This is a genomic window from Oliverpabstia intestinalis (genome assembly GCF_009696065.1).
Taxonomy (GTDB): Bacteria; Bacillota; Clostridia; order Lachnospirales; family Lachnospiraceae; genus Oliverpabstia; species Oliverpabstia intestinalis.
Genome location: NZ_VUMS01000013.1, coordinates 1 through 15367 on the forward strand (window position 1 = coordinate 1; position 15367 = coordinate 15367).

Here is a 15367-nt window from a genome sequence, read left to right on the forward strand (position 1 = left end):
TTTCTTGGATGTATGGTTTATAGTTTCTCGTCAACTCTATTATACCATATCCGGTGAGGGGTTATTTGTTTTTTGCAGTTAAAAAATGCCGTATTTATGCGGCTTGTGGCGTTTCGCAAACGACTAATTAAAGAATAATTTAAGGAGTGAAGATAAAAGGATGGAAATGGCTGAAATTGTGATGAACCCTGTCCGACAAAGAATTTTTCAATATTTTTTGCTTCATAAAACCGGCACGGTCAAGGGAATCAGAAAAGCGCTGTCCGATGTTCCCAGTGCAAGCCTGTATCGGCACATAAAGATTCTTACAGATAGTACAATTCTTATGGTTGTGGGTGAAAATCGAATTCGCGGTACTGTTGAAAGCGTTTATCAATTAAATAAGGATGCTATGGAGACAGAAGATGAAACCGGAAATGCGGTACAAATGTCACTGCTCAGTATCTGTGCAACATTTGCGAAGTATTTTTCCAGTGGAAAGGCTGATTCCAAGAAGGATATGTTACTATTTACAAACTGCACGCTGCTACTGACTGACGAGGAGTTTTCAGGTTTTCTTACGGAAATCAATCAGATTGCGGTCAAGTACATGAAAAAAGAGGCAGTGGAAGGCAGCAAAACACGACAGATTACGCTCATCTCTTCCCCATCGAATGAGTAGGTGATGATTATGGAAAAGCAAGGGCAATGGCTGCTATGCCCATATTGTCACGGGAAAACCCGTGTGTGGCTGCGAGGAGATACTGTTCTTCGGAATTATCTTCTTTTCTGTCCAAAGTGCAAGCAGGAAACACTCATTGATTTACGACAATTTCATATAACACTTTTGAAACAGTCAGACGCTAAGACACAGAGCTGAACTTGATGTTAGATCGAGTTCGTTCTGCGTCTTTTTGAAAAGAGGGAACAGAATTGAAAAAAGAAAATGATATTTTAGAGAAAACATTAGACATTGCGGAGAGCGGATATGATAATGCATATTTATTTTTATTGGATGCCTATAAAAAGGATCCTGAAAACTATGGACCGCAAACACTGTATTTCCTGTCCTGTCTGGCAGGCGGGGCAGGTATGCCTGAAAAAGCATTAAAGTGGCTGAAATACGCGATTATGGATAAGGGCTGGTGGTATCGCACAGAGATATTGGAAGATGATGATCTGGAACTATTGGAAAATAATTCTGAGTTCATTTCACTAAAATCAATTTCTGATGACCGGTATACAGCTGCTGTTGCTAAAACAAAGTCATTGTTCTCATGGAAACAAAAATGTGCTGATAATCTGTTTTTGGCTGTTCATGGAAATACACAAAACAGTGAAATCGCACGTAAGGATTGGCTGCCGATCATGGAAGATGATAAGCTGTGGCAGATGGAAACCATACAAAGTGCCGAACCGGATGGGTACGGAACATATCGCTGGAGTTATGATATGTTTTCCTATACTCCGGTAGCAAATGCAATCGAAAAACTACAAAATATAGATTATCAAAAAATTGTATGTGGAGGATTTTCGGCAGGATGTGATATGCTGTTGCGTTCCGTTTGCTTTTCACCAGCCGTTTGCGATATGTTGATTTTGCAGAGTCCGTGGATTCCAGTTCTACAAGAATATGGACATGATTTGGTTCAAACACTAAGGGAAAAGAATATAAAAATACGAATCTTTTGTGGATCAGATGATGAAGATTGTATGCCCATGGCAAAGCGACTATATACTGTGACAAAGCAAGCAGGAATAGATGTAGAATTTTCGGTACAGGAAAACATTCGCCATCAGTTTCCGACAGAGATGTACACATTAAAAGAATTATGGAGAAACATACTATGAAAAAGTCATATGAGAAAAATGAACTGACTTTTGCACTTGTGTGGATCGTGATTTACTGCGTTCTGCAGTCGCAGTCAACTTTCTGCTGGTAACGATCTTTTATCGCGGCGGCAGCCTGCTATCTTGCATCTTCGACCACGCTGCCATCAACATGCTTGTGCGATGATATTGTGTTCTATGATAGATGGAATGATATATAAACGTCAGCCAGTTAAAAAGGGAAGTAGGAGAAAAGGCGATAGTAGATTTTTTGAAAAAATAAAAGAAAGTGGATTAAAGGAAGATCTTTTACAACAAAGTTTTTTCTTACTTCAAATGAATAATCTTATAGCATATTTAACGAAATTGTTTGAAAATGGCAAAGATTTTCAATTAGATACAAAGGTATTAAACAGAAATTTTTTATTACATGGAATGAGTAAAAAGAATGTTAGTCAAAAAGAATGTAAGCAATTATTTTTGGCGGTTTATAATACAAAATTAATTATAGAAGGCGTAAATGGTAGGTTGAAAAAGAAAAATGTTAATATAACTCAAATGCTATCGAATTGAGAATACATAGCCGATTGGTTCAATATGAGTCAGTCGGCTTTTTTCATGCCCATTTTTATACATAGCCAGTTCTGTAAAAAGAATTGGCTATTATATTTTTCGAGGAAGGAGGAAACCACATGACCAAGTGTAAAGTAATCGCCCTTGCAAATCAGAAGGGAGGGACAGCCAAGACCACAACGACATTAAATCTGGGAATTGGTCTTGCACATCAGGGGCGAAAAGTATTATTGGTCGATCCTGAATATGAAAAATAATGGACAGGTAATCAATATGAATCTGGTCAGTGTTGGAACAATCAATGCATCTTTGGTAATTCCCAGAGAAGTTTTTAAGAGCAGTATTCTGGCAAATGCTTCTGCAATCATTGGACTTCATAATCATCCCAGTGGCAATGTGAAACCGTCAAAAGAGGATATGATTGTTACGAGAGAGCTGCAAAAGTGCGGACAGCTACTGGGAATAGAATTGCTGGATCATATCATTGTCGGTGGAACTAATGGAAAGATGCTCAGCTTCCGAGAAGAAAAGATGTTGAATGTGACAGGAAGGATGGATTGGGAGAGATAGAAGAAAAAAGAATTAGAAGTTTTTATTTATTGTAATATTTCATGTAGCGGCATCAGTAAAATAGTGTCGCTACAAAAAGCTGACTTATACATTGATATTATATGCATAACTCAAAATAAAATTGTTAAAAATAGAAAAAGAAACAATATATAACGAAAAAATCTCTAAATAAGAAATTTACATTGACTGAGAGAAGAGTAAAACATATAATAAAGGTGGAGGTGTATAAGAATGTTAGTAAAAGTAAGTGTTGAAAATTTTAAATCTTTTGATAAAGCAGCAGAGCTGACAATGATTTCCTCAAATAAAATACGAACAAATGCAAATCACAGGTTAAAGATAAAAAGTACCCAGTTATTAAAATATGCAGTAGTTTATGGAGCAAATGCATCTGGAAAGACCAATCTGGCATTGTTCTTTAAATTTTTTAAAGATAGTGTCTGCAATGGTATTCCGATAGAAGCTACACAGATGTTTTGTAAGAATCGGCAGGAGAATAAGGAACGAGAAAGTAGTTTTGAAATTCAGATTACTGTAGGTGACAAATTTTATGCCTATGGTTTTTCTGCAGTTTTAAGCAGACGAAAAGTAACCGGAGAATGGTTATATGAATTATATCAGAATGGTTCAGCAAAATGTCTCTTTGAACGAGAAGGAAGCAAACGTCCGGTGTTAAATGATGGCATTACGCTGGCAAATACAGAAAAAAATAAATTTGAAACCTATGCAGATGATTTTGAAGGAAATGAAACATCTTTGTTCCTGACGGAAATGAATCGTGGGAAAAAATATAGCACACGATCTAAATTATTGTTTTTCCGGGATGTATATGATTGGATTCAGAATCATATTTCGATTATCACACCGGATACGCCATTGATTGATTTGGAATATTATTATGATGATAATTCGTTGAAGCTGATTAACAAATTGATCAAAACATTTGATACGGGTATCAGTCAGGTGAAAATTGAAGAAATTACATTGGATGAGTTATCAAATGCATTGCCGAAATCAGTATTTGATAAGATGATGCAGCATGTAAAAAATAGAATGGAAGAGCAGGAAGAACCATCATTCAGAATGACGATGAGGTCGAAGGAAACTTTCTTTAATATCGAAGTTGAAGGACATTCTGAACCGAAGGTCACAACAATCCGGTTGCATCATAATAAGTCATTTTATGAGTTCGGTTTTGATGAAGAGTCTGATGGAACAAGAAGATTATTCGATTTGATGGATATGCTGTTGAATAAACGAGAAGATGTTCTTTATGTTGTGGATGAATTGGAGAGAAGCTTACATCCGAAATTGACAGAACGATTTTTGCAATTGTTTATGCAGCTACATGATGAGCAGCGTATGCAGCTATTGTTCACTACACATGAATCATCTATTATGGATCAGGCTATTTTTAGAAGGGATGAAATCTGGTTTGTAGAACGTAACGCAGAAAATGCAAGCTCTATTTATTCCTTAGATCGTTTCAAGGAGAGGTATGATAAGGTGTTGAGCAAGGCATATCTGGAAGGAAGATATGGTGCGATACCGGTATTTTCAACATTCGATTTTGCGCGAGCAACGAGTCAGACGGATGTGCTTGCACAGACACCTGACGACTGCCGCGACAATGCAGAAAGAATTTCTGCATCGAGAGAGGAGGAGTAGCCTTGGCTCCAGTAAGAAGTTATACGAATTGGAATAGCAGAACTACAGATGAAGAAGAATAGATTGAGCCTTATCGTAAGTACTTTTTCATATGTGAGGGTGCAAATACTGAAACATGGTATTTCAAAAAGTTAATTGATATCCGAAAAGAGTTAAATATTCATCCATTGATCGATATCCGGTTACTTGAAAAAACAGAGGGAGACAGGGACATTTCATTTCCAAGACGTTTGATTGAATTTGCAGAAAATCAGAAAGAAAATCCGGAAATAGCGTTTGATAAAGAACGGGATAAGATGATTGTTGTATTTGATGGAGATATTTTTGAAGAAAAAGTACTTGATTATGATGAACTTCAATGAGGATATTCATCAGTGTAAGGGACAGATTACATGTAATATTGGTCGGATTATTGATGATATTCGGAATGATGATGGAAAATAAGTTGTTAGATGAAAAATAGGGATGGAAAGATACAGTATGAAAGCAGATAATATAAAAAATATAATCAGTGACATAGATCATCTACCGTATAGAGCAATTTTATTTGATGGAACATGGGGAATTGGAAAATCTTATGCGGTAAATGAGGCATTAGAAGCAAATCCCAATGTTTGTAAAATATCAATGTTGGTTTAAAAGACCCAAAACAAATATATCATGAAGCGTTATTTCAATTGGCTTTAAAGAATAATATTGGTGGGAAAATAGGTGAAATTGCTAATAATGTTTTAGATGGTCTATCGAAAATTTGGGATAAAGTTGGTCAGGCAAAGGAAGTAGTACAAAGCATTGCCAATGAAAGAGAATTGTTTTTATTATTGTCAAAAGAGTTTACTTCTGTTCATATTATTGTAATAGATGACTTGGAAAGAATGAGTGATGACATAAATTTGGAAGATATATTTGGAATTATAGAAGAACTCAAGCAATGTAATTATGTAAAAGTTATTGTGATTGCGAATACAGATGAAATACAATCGGACAAAAAAGTTGTATTTGAAAAGTATAATGAAAAGGTCATTGAAAGAATATATCATATTACAGAACGTGCAGAGAAAGTGACATGGAGTAAAATGAATATCCATGCAGACTTTGTTGAAAAATTCTTGGAAATCCATAAAGTCAAAAATTTACGGACGCTCGAAAAGGCGCAACGTTTTTTTGAAGATGTAAAATTGTTTTGTAATAGTGACATGAGTGAGCAATTTAAAGAAGAATTAAGGTTAATATGCTTTGCTGTTGTTGTGGAGAGTATAGAAAACTTGTACTATAAAGAAATTGATTCTGATAATATTGATTCTGTAGAAAAAATGACAAATACGATTGGAAATATGCTTCAGCATAGAATTGGCAGATATCTTTATGGAATAAAGTGTAGTACAAATTTGGTAGAAATGATACTGAAATATTATGAGGAAGGGGTACTAAATGAAGAACAATTGGAGGCTGAATACAAGTTATTTCTTAATTCAGGAGATAAGCCTAACTATTATAAGTCAGATGAGGAAATAAGGAGTGTATTACCTATTTTAAGAGAGAAAATGCTTGAAGCAAAGAGTTTAGCAGAATTAAATGAATTTGCAGATGCGTATGTTGTTTGGAGTGATGTTTTAGAGGAAAATAATGAAAGTGTTTTATCAGAATATAGAAATATTTTAGAAGAAATGCTGGAAAAAACTGTTTTAGATGGGAAAGAGGAAATGCTATCGTATTCATATGATTTGTTTCACATGTCATCGGAAAAGACAAAAAGAATATATCAAGAAGAAAATAAAGAAATGATGAAATTTTTAATAGAGACATATGTGGGATATTTGAAAAAAACAACTCATGGGAAAAAGGCTTATGAGTATTCATATAAACTTAGAAATAATTTTGATAGTAGTTATTATCATGATATTATCATATCAGAGATAGACAATTTGTATAATAAAATTTCTTTTCCAGTAGACAATGTGGATGAGGATAGATATCATACGTGTTATAATATTATGTATGTTTTGTATCATTCAGATGCTGAAAAATTCTTGCAGTATTGTGAAAAAATAAAAGAAGATTGTGATAATATGTCAAGGCATAGAATAGATGTTTTGATTGAGGAGATAGTAAAAAAGTAAAAGTAAATTTACATAGCCAGATGGTTCCAACTCAAGGAATCACCTGGCTATTTTCATGCTCGGATATTATCCCCAATAATATCAATCTAAGGCAAGAAAGGAGATGAAAATTATGCCATATATACCACCATCGGTCGTGCGGGAGGTCAAGCGGATGGATTTGCTTACGTACTTGAAAAATTATGAAACATACGAATTAGTTCACTTTTCTGGCAACACCTACACTACCAGAACACACGATAGTTTGAAAATATCAAATGGGAAATGGATGTGGTGGAGTCAGAGAACCGGTGGCAGATCAGCACTGGATTATCTGATCAAAGTAAGAGGATACAGTTTTTTAGAGGCGGTTGAATTGCTTGCAGAACAGGCAAATATTCAGCCGCCTCTTTTTGTATCTGAGAATGTTCCGATGGAGAAACAGTTACTGTTGCCAAAGAAAAATCAAGATGATCAGAAAGTGATTGCGTATCTTTCAGGCCGTGGGATTGATAAGGAAATCATTCAGTTTTGTTTAGAGTCTGGAAGAGTTTATGAAAGCGCATTTCATCACAACGCGGTGTTTGTAGGGATGGATGAGAAAGATAATCCGAAATATGCAGCCATTAGGGGAACCGGAACCAGTTTTATCGGAGAAGCAAATGGAAGTGATAAGAACTATTCTTTTTCCATTTTTACAGAGAAACCAAATGATATGATGCATCTGTTTGAGTCAGCCATTGATCTGTTATCTTATGCAACATTGCAGAAATTGGACGGGAAGGAGTGGAGAAGAGAACATTTATTGTCACTGGCAGGTGTCTATCAGCCAGCAAAAGAAATTGAAAAAAGTAAAGTTCCTGCAGCGTTGGCAAAAGCACTAAAAATGCATCCAGAGGTGAAGACAATCGTATTTCATTTGGATAATGACCGTATTGGAAGACTTGCCACAAAAGCAATTTCTACAGTACTTCCAAAGCAATATCAGGTAAAAGATGTACCACCAAAACAAGGAAAAGATTACAACAATAACTCTGCATCAAGCTAAATCTGGCAATTACAAAGCGAGAAAAAAACACAAAAAAGAGTATGTCTGGTCATGAAAAATATGAGAGATAGAAGGTGAAAAAAGATATGAAAATTGCAAGATATGAGCTGAATGTCGTATATAAGAAAGAGCTGATTTTGACGATGGAAGACGATGTGGACAGTGAAGATGTAGAATATAAGGTCTATTCGGTGACAACAATCAAAAATGGATATGGATTTCGTGTGTTGCTGACGTTTGCAGACGAAAGTACAAAGACACAGCAACATGCGGGATTCACAACCAAAAGAGAAGCTAATGCATTTCGTGATGAAGTAATCGGACAGCTACATACCGGAACCTATATTGTGTATGGAAAAATCCGGGTAGAGGAGTTTATGATCTTCTGGTTGGAAGATATTATGCGTCCCCGAATAACAGACGACACATATACAACTTACAAAAGTGCCATTAGGAATTATATCGTTCCACAGCTTGGAAAAATGTATATGTCTACACTGAATCAGGGTTATATCAGAAAATTATATAATACAGTTGCAGAAAAGTACGAATCAGTTGCGAAAAATGTCAGGACGATCATGAAAACATCATTGGAGTATGCATTTAACAAAAATGTATTGGCAACTAATCCTGCGAAAGGAATCAATTTACCGAAGAAAATAAAAAAGACAGAGTATCGTGTTCTGAAAATCGAAGAAAAGAAAACATTGACACTTCCGCAGGTGCTACAGTTGATTGAGGCAAGTAAAGAAACACCGATTCATATGCAGATTTTATTTGCTGTATTGATGGGGCTCAGAAGAAGTGAAATCAACGGTTTGAAATACAGTGATGTCGATTACATTCACAGGACGTTGAGAGTAGAGCGTCAGTTGGGAAAGAAGCCAAACAGTAAAGCAGAAGACTGTGTACCTAAGATGCTGACAAAGCAGGAAATTAAAACAAAAACACCTGCTGGTGTGCGTGAACTTCCAATACCGGATTATGTATTTGAAGCAATTCTGGAAGAACGGAAAACTTATGAGAAGAACCGCAGACGCAGACCAAAAGAGTTCCGGGACTGGAATTATATTTGTTGTTCTACATATGGGAATCCAAGGAGTAAAGGTTTTCATCAGAAATACTATAAAGACTTGTTGAAATTCTTGGATTTGCCTGATATTCATTTTCACCAGTTGAGAAATACCTATGCAACTATTTTGCTGAAGAATAGTTTTAATTCAAAAGGTATTTCGCATTTATTGAAGAAGTTATTCTAAAAGAGCGGAAAGATCAGTATTATGATTATTCAGAAGTGATTGAAATAGACTTAATTCTGGAGGAATATTTCAACGCAGCATGATAAAAAATAGAATAGTAGTAAGATAGAAAAGTACAAATGAGAATCGAACATTTGTACTTTTTTCTTGCTTTCATCTATATACTTTCAAAAAAATGTTTGATATAATAGGGACTGTTACAAGAACAAACAGTAAAAATATGACAGAACCGGAGCCTGGTATCATCAGGTATTTCCGAGTGCTGTTTTATCCGCAAAAATCAGTTTTGTGACTTTTATTCGTAACGAGGTGAAAAGGACATCTATTCACCATAAAATAAGCTTTTCGTTACGAATCTGGATACGAATTCTTGGCTGATAATGATCATAGTAAAAGTCACAAATGGAGGGATTTACCATGAATGAGTTCAAATTGAAAGCCCCATATGAGCCAACCGGAGACCAGCCACAGGCGATTGCAGAGCTTGTGAAAGGGTTCAAGGAAGGCAATCAATGCCAGACTTTACTAGGGGTTACGGGTTCTGGAAAAACTTTTACGATGGCAAATGTGATTCAGCAATTACAGAAGCCGACACTTGTCATCGCTCATAATAAGACGTTAGCAGCTCAGTTATACGGAGAGTTCAAGGAGATGTTCCCCGAGAACGCAGTAGAATATTTTGTGTCCTACTACGACTACTACCAGCCCGAAGCCTATGTCCCCTCCACGGATACTTACATTGCCAAGGACTCCGCCATTAACGAGGAAATTGATAGACTCCGGCTTTCAGCTACCGCGGCACTTTCTGAACGGAAAGATGTTATCATCGTGTCAAGTGTATCCTGTATCTATGGAATCGGCAGTCCGAAGGACTATCAGAACATGATGATCTCACTGCGACCGGGGATGGAGAAGGATCGGGATGAGGTGTTGCGGAGTCTGATTGACATGCAGTATGACCGAAACGATATGGATTTTCACCGTGGAACCTTCCGGGTGCGAGGGGATGTGGTGGAGATTATTCCGGCGTATGAATCGGATGTGGCGATCCGGGTGGAATTCTTCGGAGATGAGATTGACCGGATCACGGAAGTGGATGTGCTGACCGGGGAGATCCGGAGAGAACTGAATCATATCGCCTTATATCCGGCGTCTCATTATGTTGTGCCGATGGAACGTATCCTGGAGGCCTCCAAGGCCATTGAAAAAGAAATGGAAGAACAGGTGGCGTATTTTAAAAGCGAAGACAAACTTCTCGAGGCACAGAGAATCAGCGAACGGACCAATTTTGATCTGGAAATGATGAAAGAGACAGGTTTTTGTTCCGGTATCGAGAACTATTCCCGGCATCTGGCAGGACTGAAACCGGGAGAGCCGCCGTATACACTGATGGATTACTTCGGGGATGACTATCTGATCATGATTGATGAGTCACATATTACGGTACCACAGGTGCGCGGTATGTATTTTGGTGACCAGTCAAGAAAATCGACGCTGGTGGACTATGGATTCCGTCTTCCGTCAGCAAAAGATAACCGACCGCTGAATTTTGAGGAATTTGAAGAACGGATCGATCAGGTGCTTTTCGTGTCGGCAACGCCGGGACAATATGAAAAGGATCATGAACTTCTTCGTGCAGAGCAGATTATCCGACCGACCGGACTTCTGGATCCTTACGTGGAAGTGCGTCCGGTGGAGGGACAGATTGACGATCTGGTAGGAGAAGTCAACAAAGAAGTGGAAAAACATAATAAGATTCTGGTGACAACGCTTACAAAACGAATGGCAGAGGAACTGACCGATTATATGAAAGATCTGGGTATCCGTGTCAAATACCTGCATTCCGATATCGATACGCTGGAACGATCGGAAATCATCCGCGATATGCGTCTGGATGTATTTGATGTGCTGGTGGGTATCAACCTGCTTCGAGAGGGTCTGGATATCCCGGAGATCTCACTGGTGGCGATCCTGGATGCGGACAAGGAAGGATTCCTGCGATCGGAAACTTCTCTGATCCAGACAATCGGCCGTGCAGCAAGAAATGCGGAGGGACATGTCATCATGTATGCAGATGTGATCACAGATTCCATGCGCCGCGCCATCGATGAGACACTTCGAAGAAGAGAATTGCAGGAAACATATAATAAGGAACACGGAATTACACCGAAGACGATCAAAAAGGCAGTCAGAGATCTGATCAGCATATCCAAAGAGGTGGCGAAAACGCAGAAGAAACTGGAAAAAGATATGGAATCCATGAGCCGAGAGGAACTCGAAGAACTGATCGGAAAAATACAGAAACAGATGAAAGCGGCAGCAGCCGACCTGAACTTCGAGATGGCCGCCGAGCTGCGCGACCAGATGATCGAACTGAAGAAGAATCTGGAAGAACTGGACAGGTAGGAATACGACTCAAAAAATCAGTATATTATATAAAGAAAGAATTTTCTGAAAAAATGTTCCCGAAATGTGTGAGCGGATATTTACAGCAGAAGATTCTTTCTTTTTATGTACAGGGTAGCATTCCGCGAGGTGCTTTTGCATGTTTTTTGCCAAAATCCAGAGACATACAAGTCAAAATGCCTTACTAAAGGTGATTAGAAATCCAAGACGAAGAAAAAAACAAAAAATTTCAAAATACCCATTGACAAATAAAAGAGGCAGTGCTATCTTTAAACCATAGATGTTAGCACTCCACTTAAATGAGTGCTAACACAACAAAAAAGACAAAGAAGGAGGCAGAGAAGATGCAGGATTTGGATGAAAGAAAACGCAAGATTTTAAAAGCGATTATCCAGACCTATCTGGAAACTGGTGAGCCGGTTGGTTCGAGAACCATTTCCAAGTACACAGATTTGAATCTGAGTTCTGCCACCATTCGAAATGAGATGTCGGATCTGGAAGATCTGGGATACATTGTACAGCCTCACACCTCAGCGGGCAGGATTCCATCGGATCTCGGTTATCGATTATATGTCGATGAACTGATGAAAGAAAAGGATCAGGAAGTTTCCGAGATGAAGGAAATGATGATCGAGAAAACAGATCGGATGGAACGGGTGCTCAAACAGGTGGTCAAGGTGCTCGCATCCAATACGAATTATGCGACACTCATTACCGGTCCTACCTATCATCACAACAAAGTAAAATTCATTCAGTTATCCAAGCTGAACGAAGAACAGCTTCTGGCAGTGATCGTTGTGGAAGGCAACCTGGTAAAGAACCAGATCGTAAATCTGGATGAGACGATCGATGATGAACAGATCCTGAAACTGAACCTGTTATTGAATACACAGCTGAATGGTCTGACGATCGAAGAGATCAGTCTTGGCATGATCACGAAGCTGAAAGAACAGGCAGGTGTCCACAGTGGTGTGGTGAGTACCGTATTAGACGCGGTGGCAGATGCCATTGCAGTGGACGATGAGGAAGTTCCGGTGTATACAAGCGGAGCGACCAACATTTTCAAATATCCGGAACTGGCAGACAGCAGTAAGGCCAGTGAACTGATATCCGCATTTGAGGATAAACAGGAACTGGTTGAGATGATCAAGGATACCGTTTCTGATTCCGGAGAGAATACAGGGATTCAGGTATATATAGGAAATGAAAGCCCGATACAGACCATGAAAGATTGTAGTGTAGTAACCGCATCGTATGATCTGGGAGAGGGAATGAAAGGAACGATAGGAATTATCGGACCGAAGAGAATGGATTATGAAAATGTAGTAGATAATCTGAAAACATTGAAAGTCCAGTTGGACAACATATTCAAAAAGCCGTAGAAAGGTGGAATGTGAGAGATGGCAGAAGAAAATAAAACAACTGCTGAGGAGACAGCTGAGAAAGTAAAAGAAACCGAAGCAGCCGAAAGCGAAGTCACCGAAGCAACTCCTGAAACTCAGGCAGGAAGCGAAGAAGTGGAAGAAGCCAAAGAAAAGAAACTTTTTGGAAAAAAGAAAAAAGATAAAAAAGATGAAAAAATTGAAGAACTGACTGATCGGGTAAAACGCCAGATGGCCGAGTTTGAAAATTTCAGAAAACGTACCGAAAAAGAAAAAGCAGGTATGTATGCTGTGGGAGCAAAAGATGTGATCGAAAAGATCCTTCCGGTAGTAGATAATTTTGAAAGAGGTCTGGATGTCGCAGAAGACAAAGAAGATCCTTTCGTACAGGGAATGGAAAAAATCTACAAGCAGTTCCTTAGCGCACTGGATGGCATGGGAGTAAAAGCCATTGAAGCTGTAGGAAATGAATTCAATCCTGATTTCCATAATGCAGTGATGCATGTGGAAGATGAAACAGTCGGAGAGAACATCATAGTAGAAGAGTTCCAGAAGGGTTACATGTATAAAGACAGTGTAATCCGCCACAGTATGGTAAAAGTAGCCAATTAACAATTATCAGAATATAGATTATAATTCATGAGGAGGAAATAGTCATGGGAAAAATCATTGGTATTGACTTAGGAACAACAAATAGTTGCGTAGCTGTTATGGAAGGTGGTAAACCAACCGTTATCACAAATGCAGAAGGAGCAAGAACAACACCATCTGTAGTAGCATTTACAAAAACAGGAGAAAGACTGGTAGGTGAACCTGCAAAACGTCAGGCAGTAACCAACGCAGATAAAACAGTTTCTTCTATTAAAAGACATATGGGTACTGACTACAAAGTAACCATCGATGACAAAAAATATTCTCCACAGGAGATTTCTGCTATGATTCTGCAGAAGATGAAATCTGATGCAGAAAACTACCTGGGTGAAAAAGTAACAGAAGCAGTTATCACTGTTCCGGCTTACTTTAACGATGCACAGCGTCAGGCAACCAAAGATGCAGGTAAGATTGCAGGTCTGGATGTAAAACGTATCATCAACGAGCCTACAGCAGCAGCTCTTGCCTATGGTCTGGACAACGAACAGGAACAGAAGATCATGGTATACGACTTAGGTGGTGGTACATTTGATGTATCTATCATCGAGATTGGTGATGGTGTTATCGAAGTTCTGTCTACCGCAGGTAACAACCGTCTGGGTGGTGATGACTTCGACCAGAAAGTAGCAGATTACATGCTGGCAGAGTTCAAGAGAACCGAAGGCGTAGACCTGTCTCAGGATAAGATGGCTCTGCAGAGAATCAAAGAAGCAGCAGAGAAAGCGAAAAAAGAACTTTCTTCTTCTACAACAACCAACATCAACCTGCCATTCATCACAGCTACAGCAGAAGGTCCGAAACATTTCGATATGAACCTGACAAAAGCAAAATTTGATGAACTGACACATGATCTGGTAGAACTGACAGCAGAACCTGTAAGAAGAGCACTGTCTGATGCAGGACTGACAGCTTCTGAACTGAGCAAAGTCCTTCTGGTTGGTGGTTCTACACGTATCCCGGCTGTACAAGATAAAGTAAAACAGCTGACAGGACATGAACCAAGCAAGAGCCTGAACCCGGATGAGTGCGTAGCTCTGGGAGCTTCCGTACAGGGTGGTAAACTGGCAGGCGATGCCGGTGCCGGCGATATCCTGCTTCTGGATGTAACTCCACTGTCACTGTCTATCGAGACAATGGGTGGTATCGCAACCAGACTGATCGAGAGAAATACAACAATCCCGACCAAGAAGAGCCAGATCTTCTCTACAGCAGCAGATAACCAGACAGCAGTAGATATCAACGTAGTACAGGGTGAGAGACAGTTCGCGAAAGACAACAAATCTCTTGGTCAGTTCCGTCTGGATGGAATCCCGCCAGCAAGAAGAGGTGTTCCGCAGATCGAAGTAACTTTTGATATTGATGCCAACGGTATTGTAAATGTATCTGCAAAAGACCTGGGAACAGGAAAAGAACAGCATATTACCATTACAGCCGGTTCCAATATGTCTGATTCCGATATCGACAAAGCAGTAAAAGAAGCTGCTGAGTACGAAGCACAGGATAAGAAGAGAAAAGAAGCCATCGATACAAGAAACGATGCAGACGCTATGGTATTCCAGACAGAGAAAGCTATCGAAGAGGTAGGCGACAAACTGGATGCCAACGATAAGACAGCAGTAGAAGCTGATCTGGCAGCTCTGAAAGATCTGATCGCAAAAGCTCCTGTAGATAACATGACAGATGAGCAGGTTGCAGAGATCAAAGCTGCAAAAGAAAAACTGATGGAAAGCGCACAGAAACTGTTTGCAAAAGTATATGAACAGGCACAGGGAGCAGCAGGTGCTCAGGGTGCAGGTCCGGACATGAGTGGAGCAGCAGGCGGTGCTTCTCAGGGATCCAGTGAAGCAGGATACGGCGACGATGTAGTAGACGCTGACTACAAAGAAGTTTAATACGAATAAA

15 protein-coding genes and 1 pseudogene are annotated in these 15367 nt (G+C 39.0%); all 16 read left to right on the forward strand.

The genetic code is table 11. The features are described from left to right. Positions 1-160: 160 nt before the first annotated feature. Positions 161-661, forward strand: a complete 501-nt coding sequence (locus tag FYJ57_RS08075; RefSeq protein WP_154432298.1) for a helix-turn-helix domain-containing protein — start codon at positions 161-163, stop codon at positions 659-661. Between the two features lie 9 nt (positions 662-670). Then, positions 671-859, forward strand: coding sequence for a cysteine-rich KTR domain-containing protein (locus tag FYJ57_RS08080; RefSeq protein ID WP_408636465.1), 189 nt, complete (start codon positions 671-673; stop codon positions 857-859). 53 nt (positions 860-912) lie between these two features. Then, complete coding sequence (locus tag FYJ57_RS08085; RefSeq protein WP_154432299.1) at positions 913-1830, forward strand: TPR end-of-group domain-containing protein; 918 nt, start codon at positions 913-915, stop codon at positions 1828-1830. Positions 1831-2007: 177 nt separating this feature from the next. Continuing rightward, positions 2008-2382 carry a hypothetical protein gene (locus FYJ57_RS08095; RefSeq protein ID WP_154432300.1) on the forward strand — a complete coding sequence of 125 codons (375 nt, stop codon included), beginning with the start codon at positions 2008-2010 and terminating at the stop codon, positions 2380-2382. A gap of 119 nt (positions 2383-2501) precedes the next feature. Next, positions 2502-2627 (forward strand): annotated as a pseudogene (locus FYJ57_RS16530) (AAA family ATPase); the annotation flags it as partial. A 1-nt stretch (position 2628) separates the two neighbouring features. Next, positions 2629-2952: a JAB domain-containing protein gene (locus FYJ57_RS08105; RefSeq protein WP_235904504.1), complete on the forward strand. Its 324-nt coding sequence runs from the start codon at positions 2629-2631 to the stop codon at positions 2950-2952. 231 nt (positions 2953-3183) lie between these two features. Continuing rightward, a complete protein-coding gene (locus FYJ57_RS08110; protein WP_154432301.1) occupies positions 3184-4620 on the forward strand; it encodes an AAA family ATPase in 1437 nt (478 codons plus the stop codon). Between the two features lie 140 nt (positions 4621-4760). Further along, positions 4761-4982 carry a hypothetical protein gene (locus FYJ57_RS15455; protein WP_328597454.1) on the forward strand — a complete coding sequence of 74 codons (222 nt, stop codon included), beginning with the start codon at positions 4761-4763 and terminating at the stop codon, positions 4980-4982. Between the two features lie 118 nt (positions 4983-5100). Further along, the gene (locus FYJ57_RS08120; protein ID WP_154432302.1) at positions 5101-5259 is read left to right on the forward strand and encodes a hypothetical protein; all 159 of its coding nucleotides are present in this window, start codon (positions 5101-5103) and stop codon (positions 5257-5259) included. Positions 5260-5297: 38 nt separating this feature from the next. Further along, on the forward strand, positions 5298-6740 hold the full coding sequence (locus tag FYJ57_RS08125; RefSeq protein WP_154432303.1) for a hypothetical protein: 1443 nt from the start codon (positions 5298-5300) through the stop codon (positions 6738-6740). A gap of 112 nt (positions 6741-6852) precedes the next feature. Then, complete coding sequence (locus FYJ57_RS08130; RefSeq protein WP_154432304.1) at positions 6853-7767, forward strand: DUF3991 and TOPRIM domain-containing protein; 915 nt, start codon at positions 6853-6855, stop codon at positions 7765-7767. 86 nt (positions 7768-7853) lie between these two features. Continuing rightward, on the forward strand, positions 7854-9026 hold the full coding sequence (locus FYJ57_RS08135; RefSeq protein WP_235904507.1) for a tyrosine-type recombinase/integrase: 1173 nt from the start codon (positions 7854-7856) through the stop codon (positions 9024-9026). A gap of 417 nt (positions 9027-9443) precedes the next feature. After that, a complete protein-coding gene (gene uvrB / locus FYJ57_RS08140) occupies positions 9444-11432 on the forward strand; it encodes an excinuclease ABC subunit UvrB (protein WP_154432305.1) in 1989 nt (662 codons plus the stop codon). 344 nt (positions 11433-11776) lie between these two features. Further along, positions 11777-12814: a heat-inducible transcriptional repressor HrcA gene (hrcA, locus tag FYJ57_RS08145; protein ID WP_022171288.1), complete on the forward strand. Its 1038-nt coding sequence runs from the start codon at positions 11777-11779 to the stop codon at positions 12812-12814. Positions 12815-12832: 18 nt separating this feature from the next. Next, positions 12833-13426: a nucleotide exchange factor GrpE gene (grpE, locus tag FYJ57_RS08150; RefSeq protein WP_154432306.1), complete on the forward strand. Its 594-nt coding sequence runs from the start codon at positions 12833-12835 to the stop codon at positions 13424-13426. Between the two features lie 44 nt (positions 13427-13470). Next, entirely contained in the window at positions 13471-15357 is a 1887-nt protein-coding gene (gene dnaK / locus FYJ57_RS08155; RefSeq protein ID WP_117525665.1) for a molecular chaperone DnaK, read from the forward strand. Positions 15358-15367 lie beyond the last annotated feature (10 nt).

Bases quoted from the DNA above. Each gene is read 5' to 3' on its own strand.
- FYJ57_RS08130 (WP_154432304.1), top strand. From the start codon at position 6,853: ATGCCATATATACCACCATCGGTCGTGCGGGAGGTCAAGCGGATGGAT.
- FYJ57_RS08110 (WP_154432301.1), top strand. From the start codon at position 3,184: ATGTTAGTAAAAGTAAGTGTTGAAAATTTTAAATCTTTTGATAAAGCA.
- FYJ57_RS08120 (WP_154432302.1), top strand. From the start codon at position 5,101: ATGAAAGCAGATAATATAAAAAATATAATCAGTGACATAGATCATCTA.
- hrcA (WP_022171288.1), top strand. From the start codon at position 11,777: ATGCAGGATTTGGATGAAAGAAAACGCAAGATTTTAAAAGCGATTATC.
- uvrB (WP_154432305.1), top strand. From the start codon at position 9,444: ATGAATGAGTTCAAATTGAAAGCCCCATATGAGCCAACCGGAGACCAG.
- FYJ57_RS08075 (WP_154432298.1), top strand. From the start codon at position 161: ATGGAAATGGCTGAAATTGTGATGAACCCTGTCCGACAAAGAATTTTT.
- FYJ57_RS08105 (WP_235904504.1), top strand. From the start codon at position 2,629: ATGAAAAATAATGGACAGGTAATCAATATGAATCTGGTCAGTGTTGGA.
- FYJ57_RS08080 (WP_408636465.1), top strand. From the start codon at position 671: ATGGAAAAGCAAGGGCAATGGCTGCTATGCCCATATTGTCACGGGAAA.
- FYJ57_RS08095 (WP_154432300.1), top strand. From the start codon at position 2,008: ATGATAGATGGAATGATATATAAACGTCAGCCAGTTAAAAAGGGAAGT.
- dnaK (WP_117525665.1), top strand. From the start codon at position 13,471: ATGGGAAAAATCATTGGTATTGACTTAGGAACAACAAATAGTTGCGTA.
- grpE (WP_154432306.1), top strand. From the start codon at position 12,833: ATGGCAGAAGAAAATAAAACAACTGCTGAGGAGACAGCTGAGAAAGTA.
- FYJ57_RS08135 (WP_235904507.1), top strand. From the start codon at position 7,854: ATGAAAATTGCAAGATATGAGCTGAATGTCGTATATAAGAAAGAGCTG.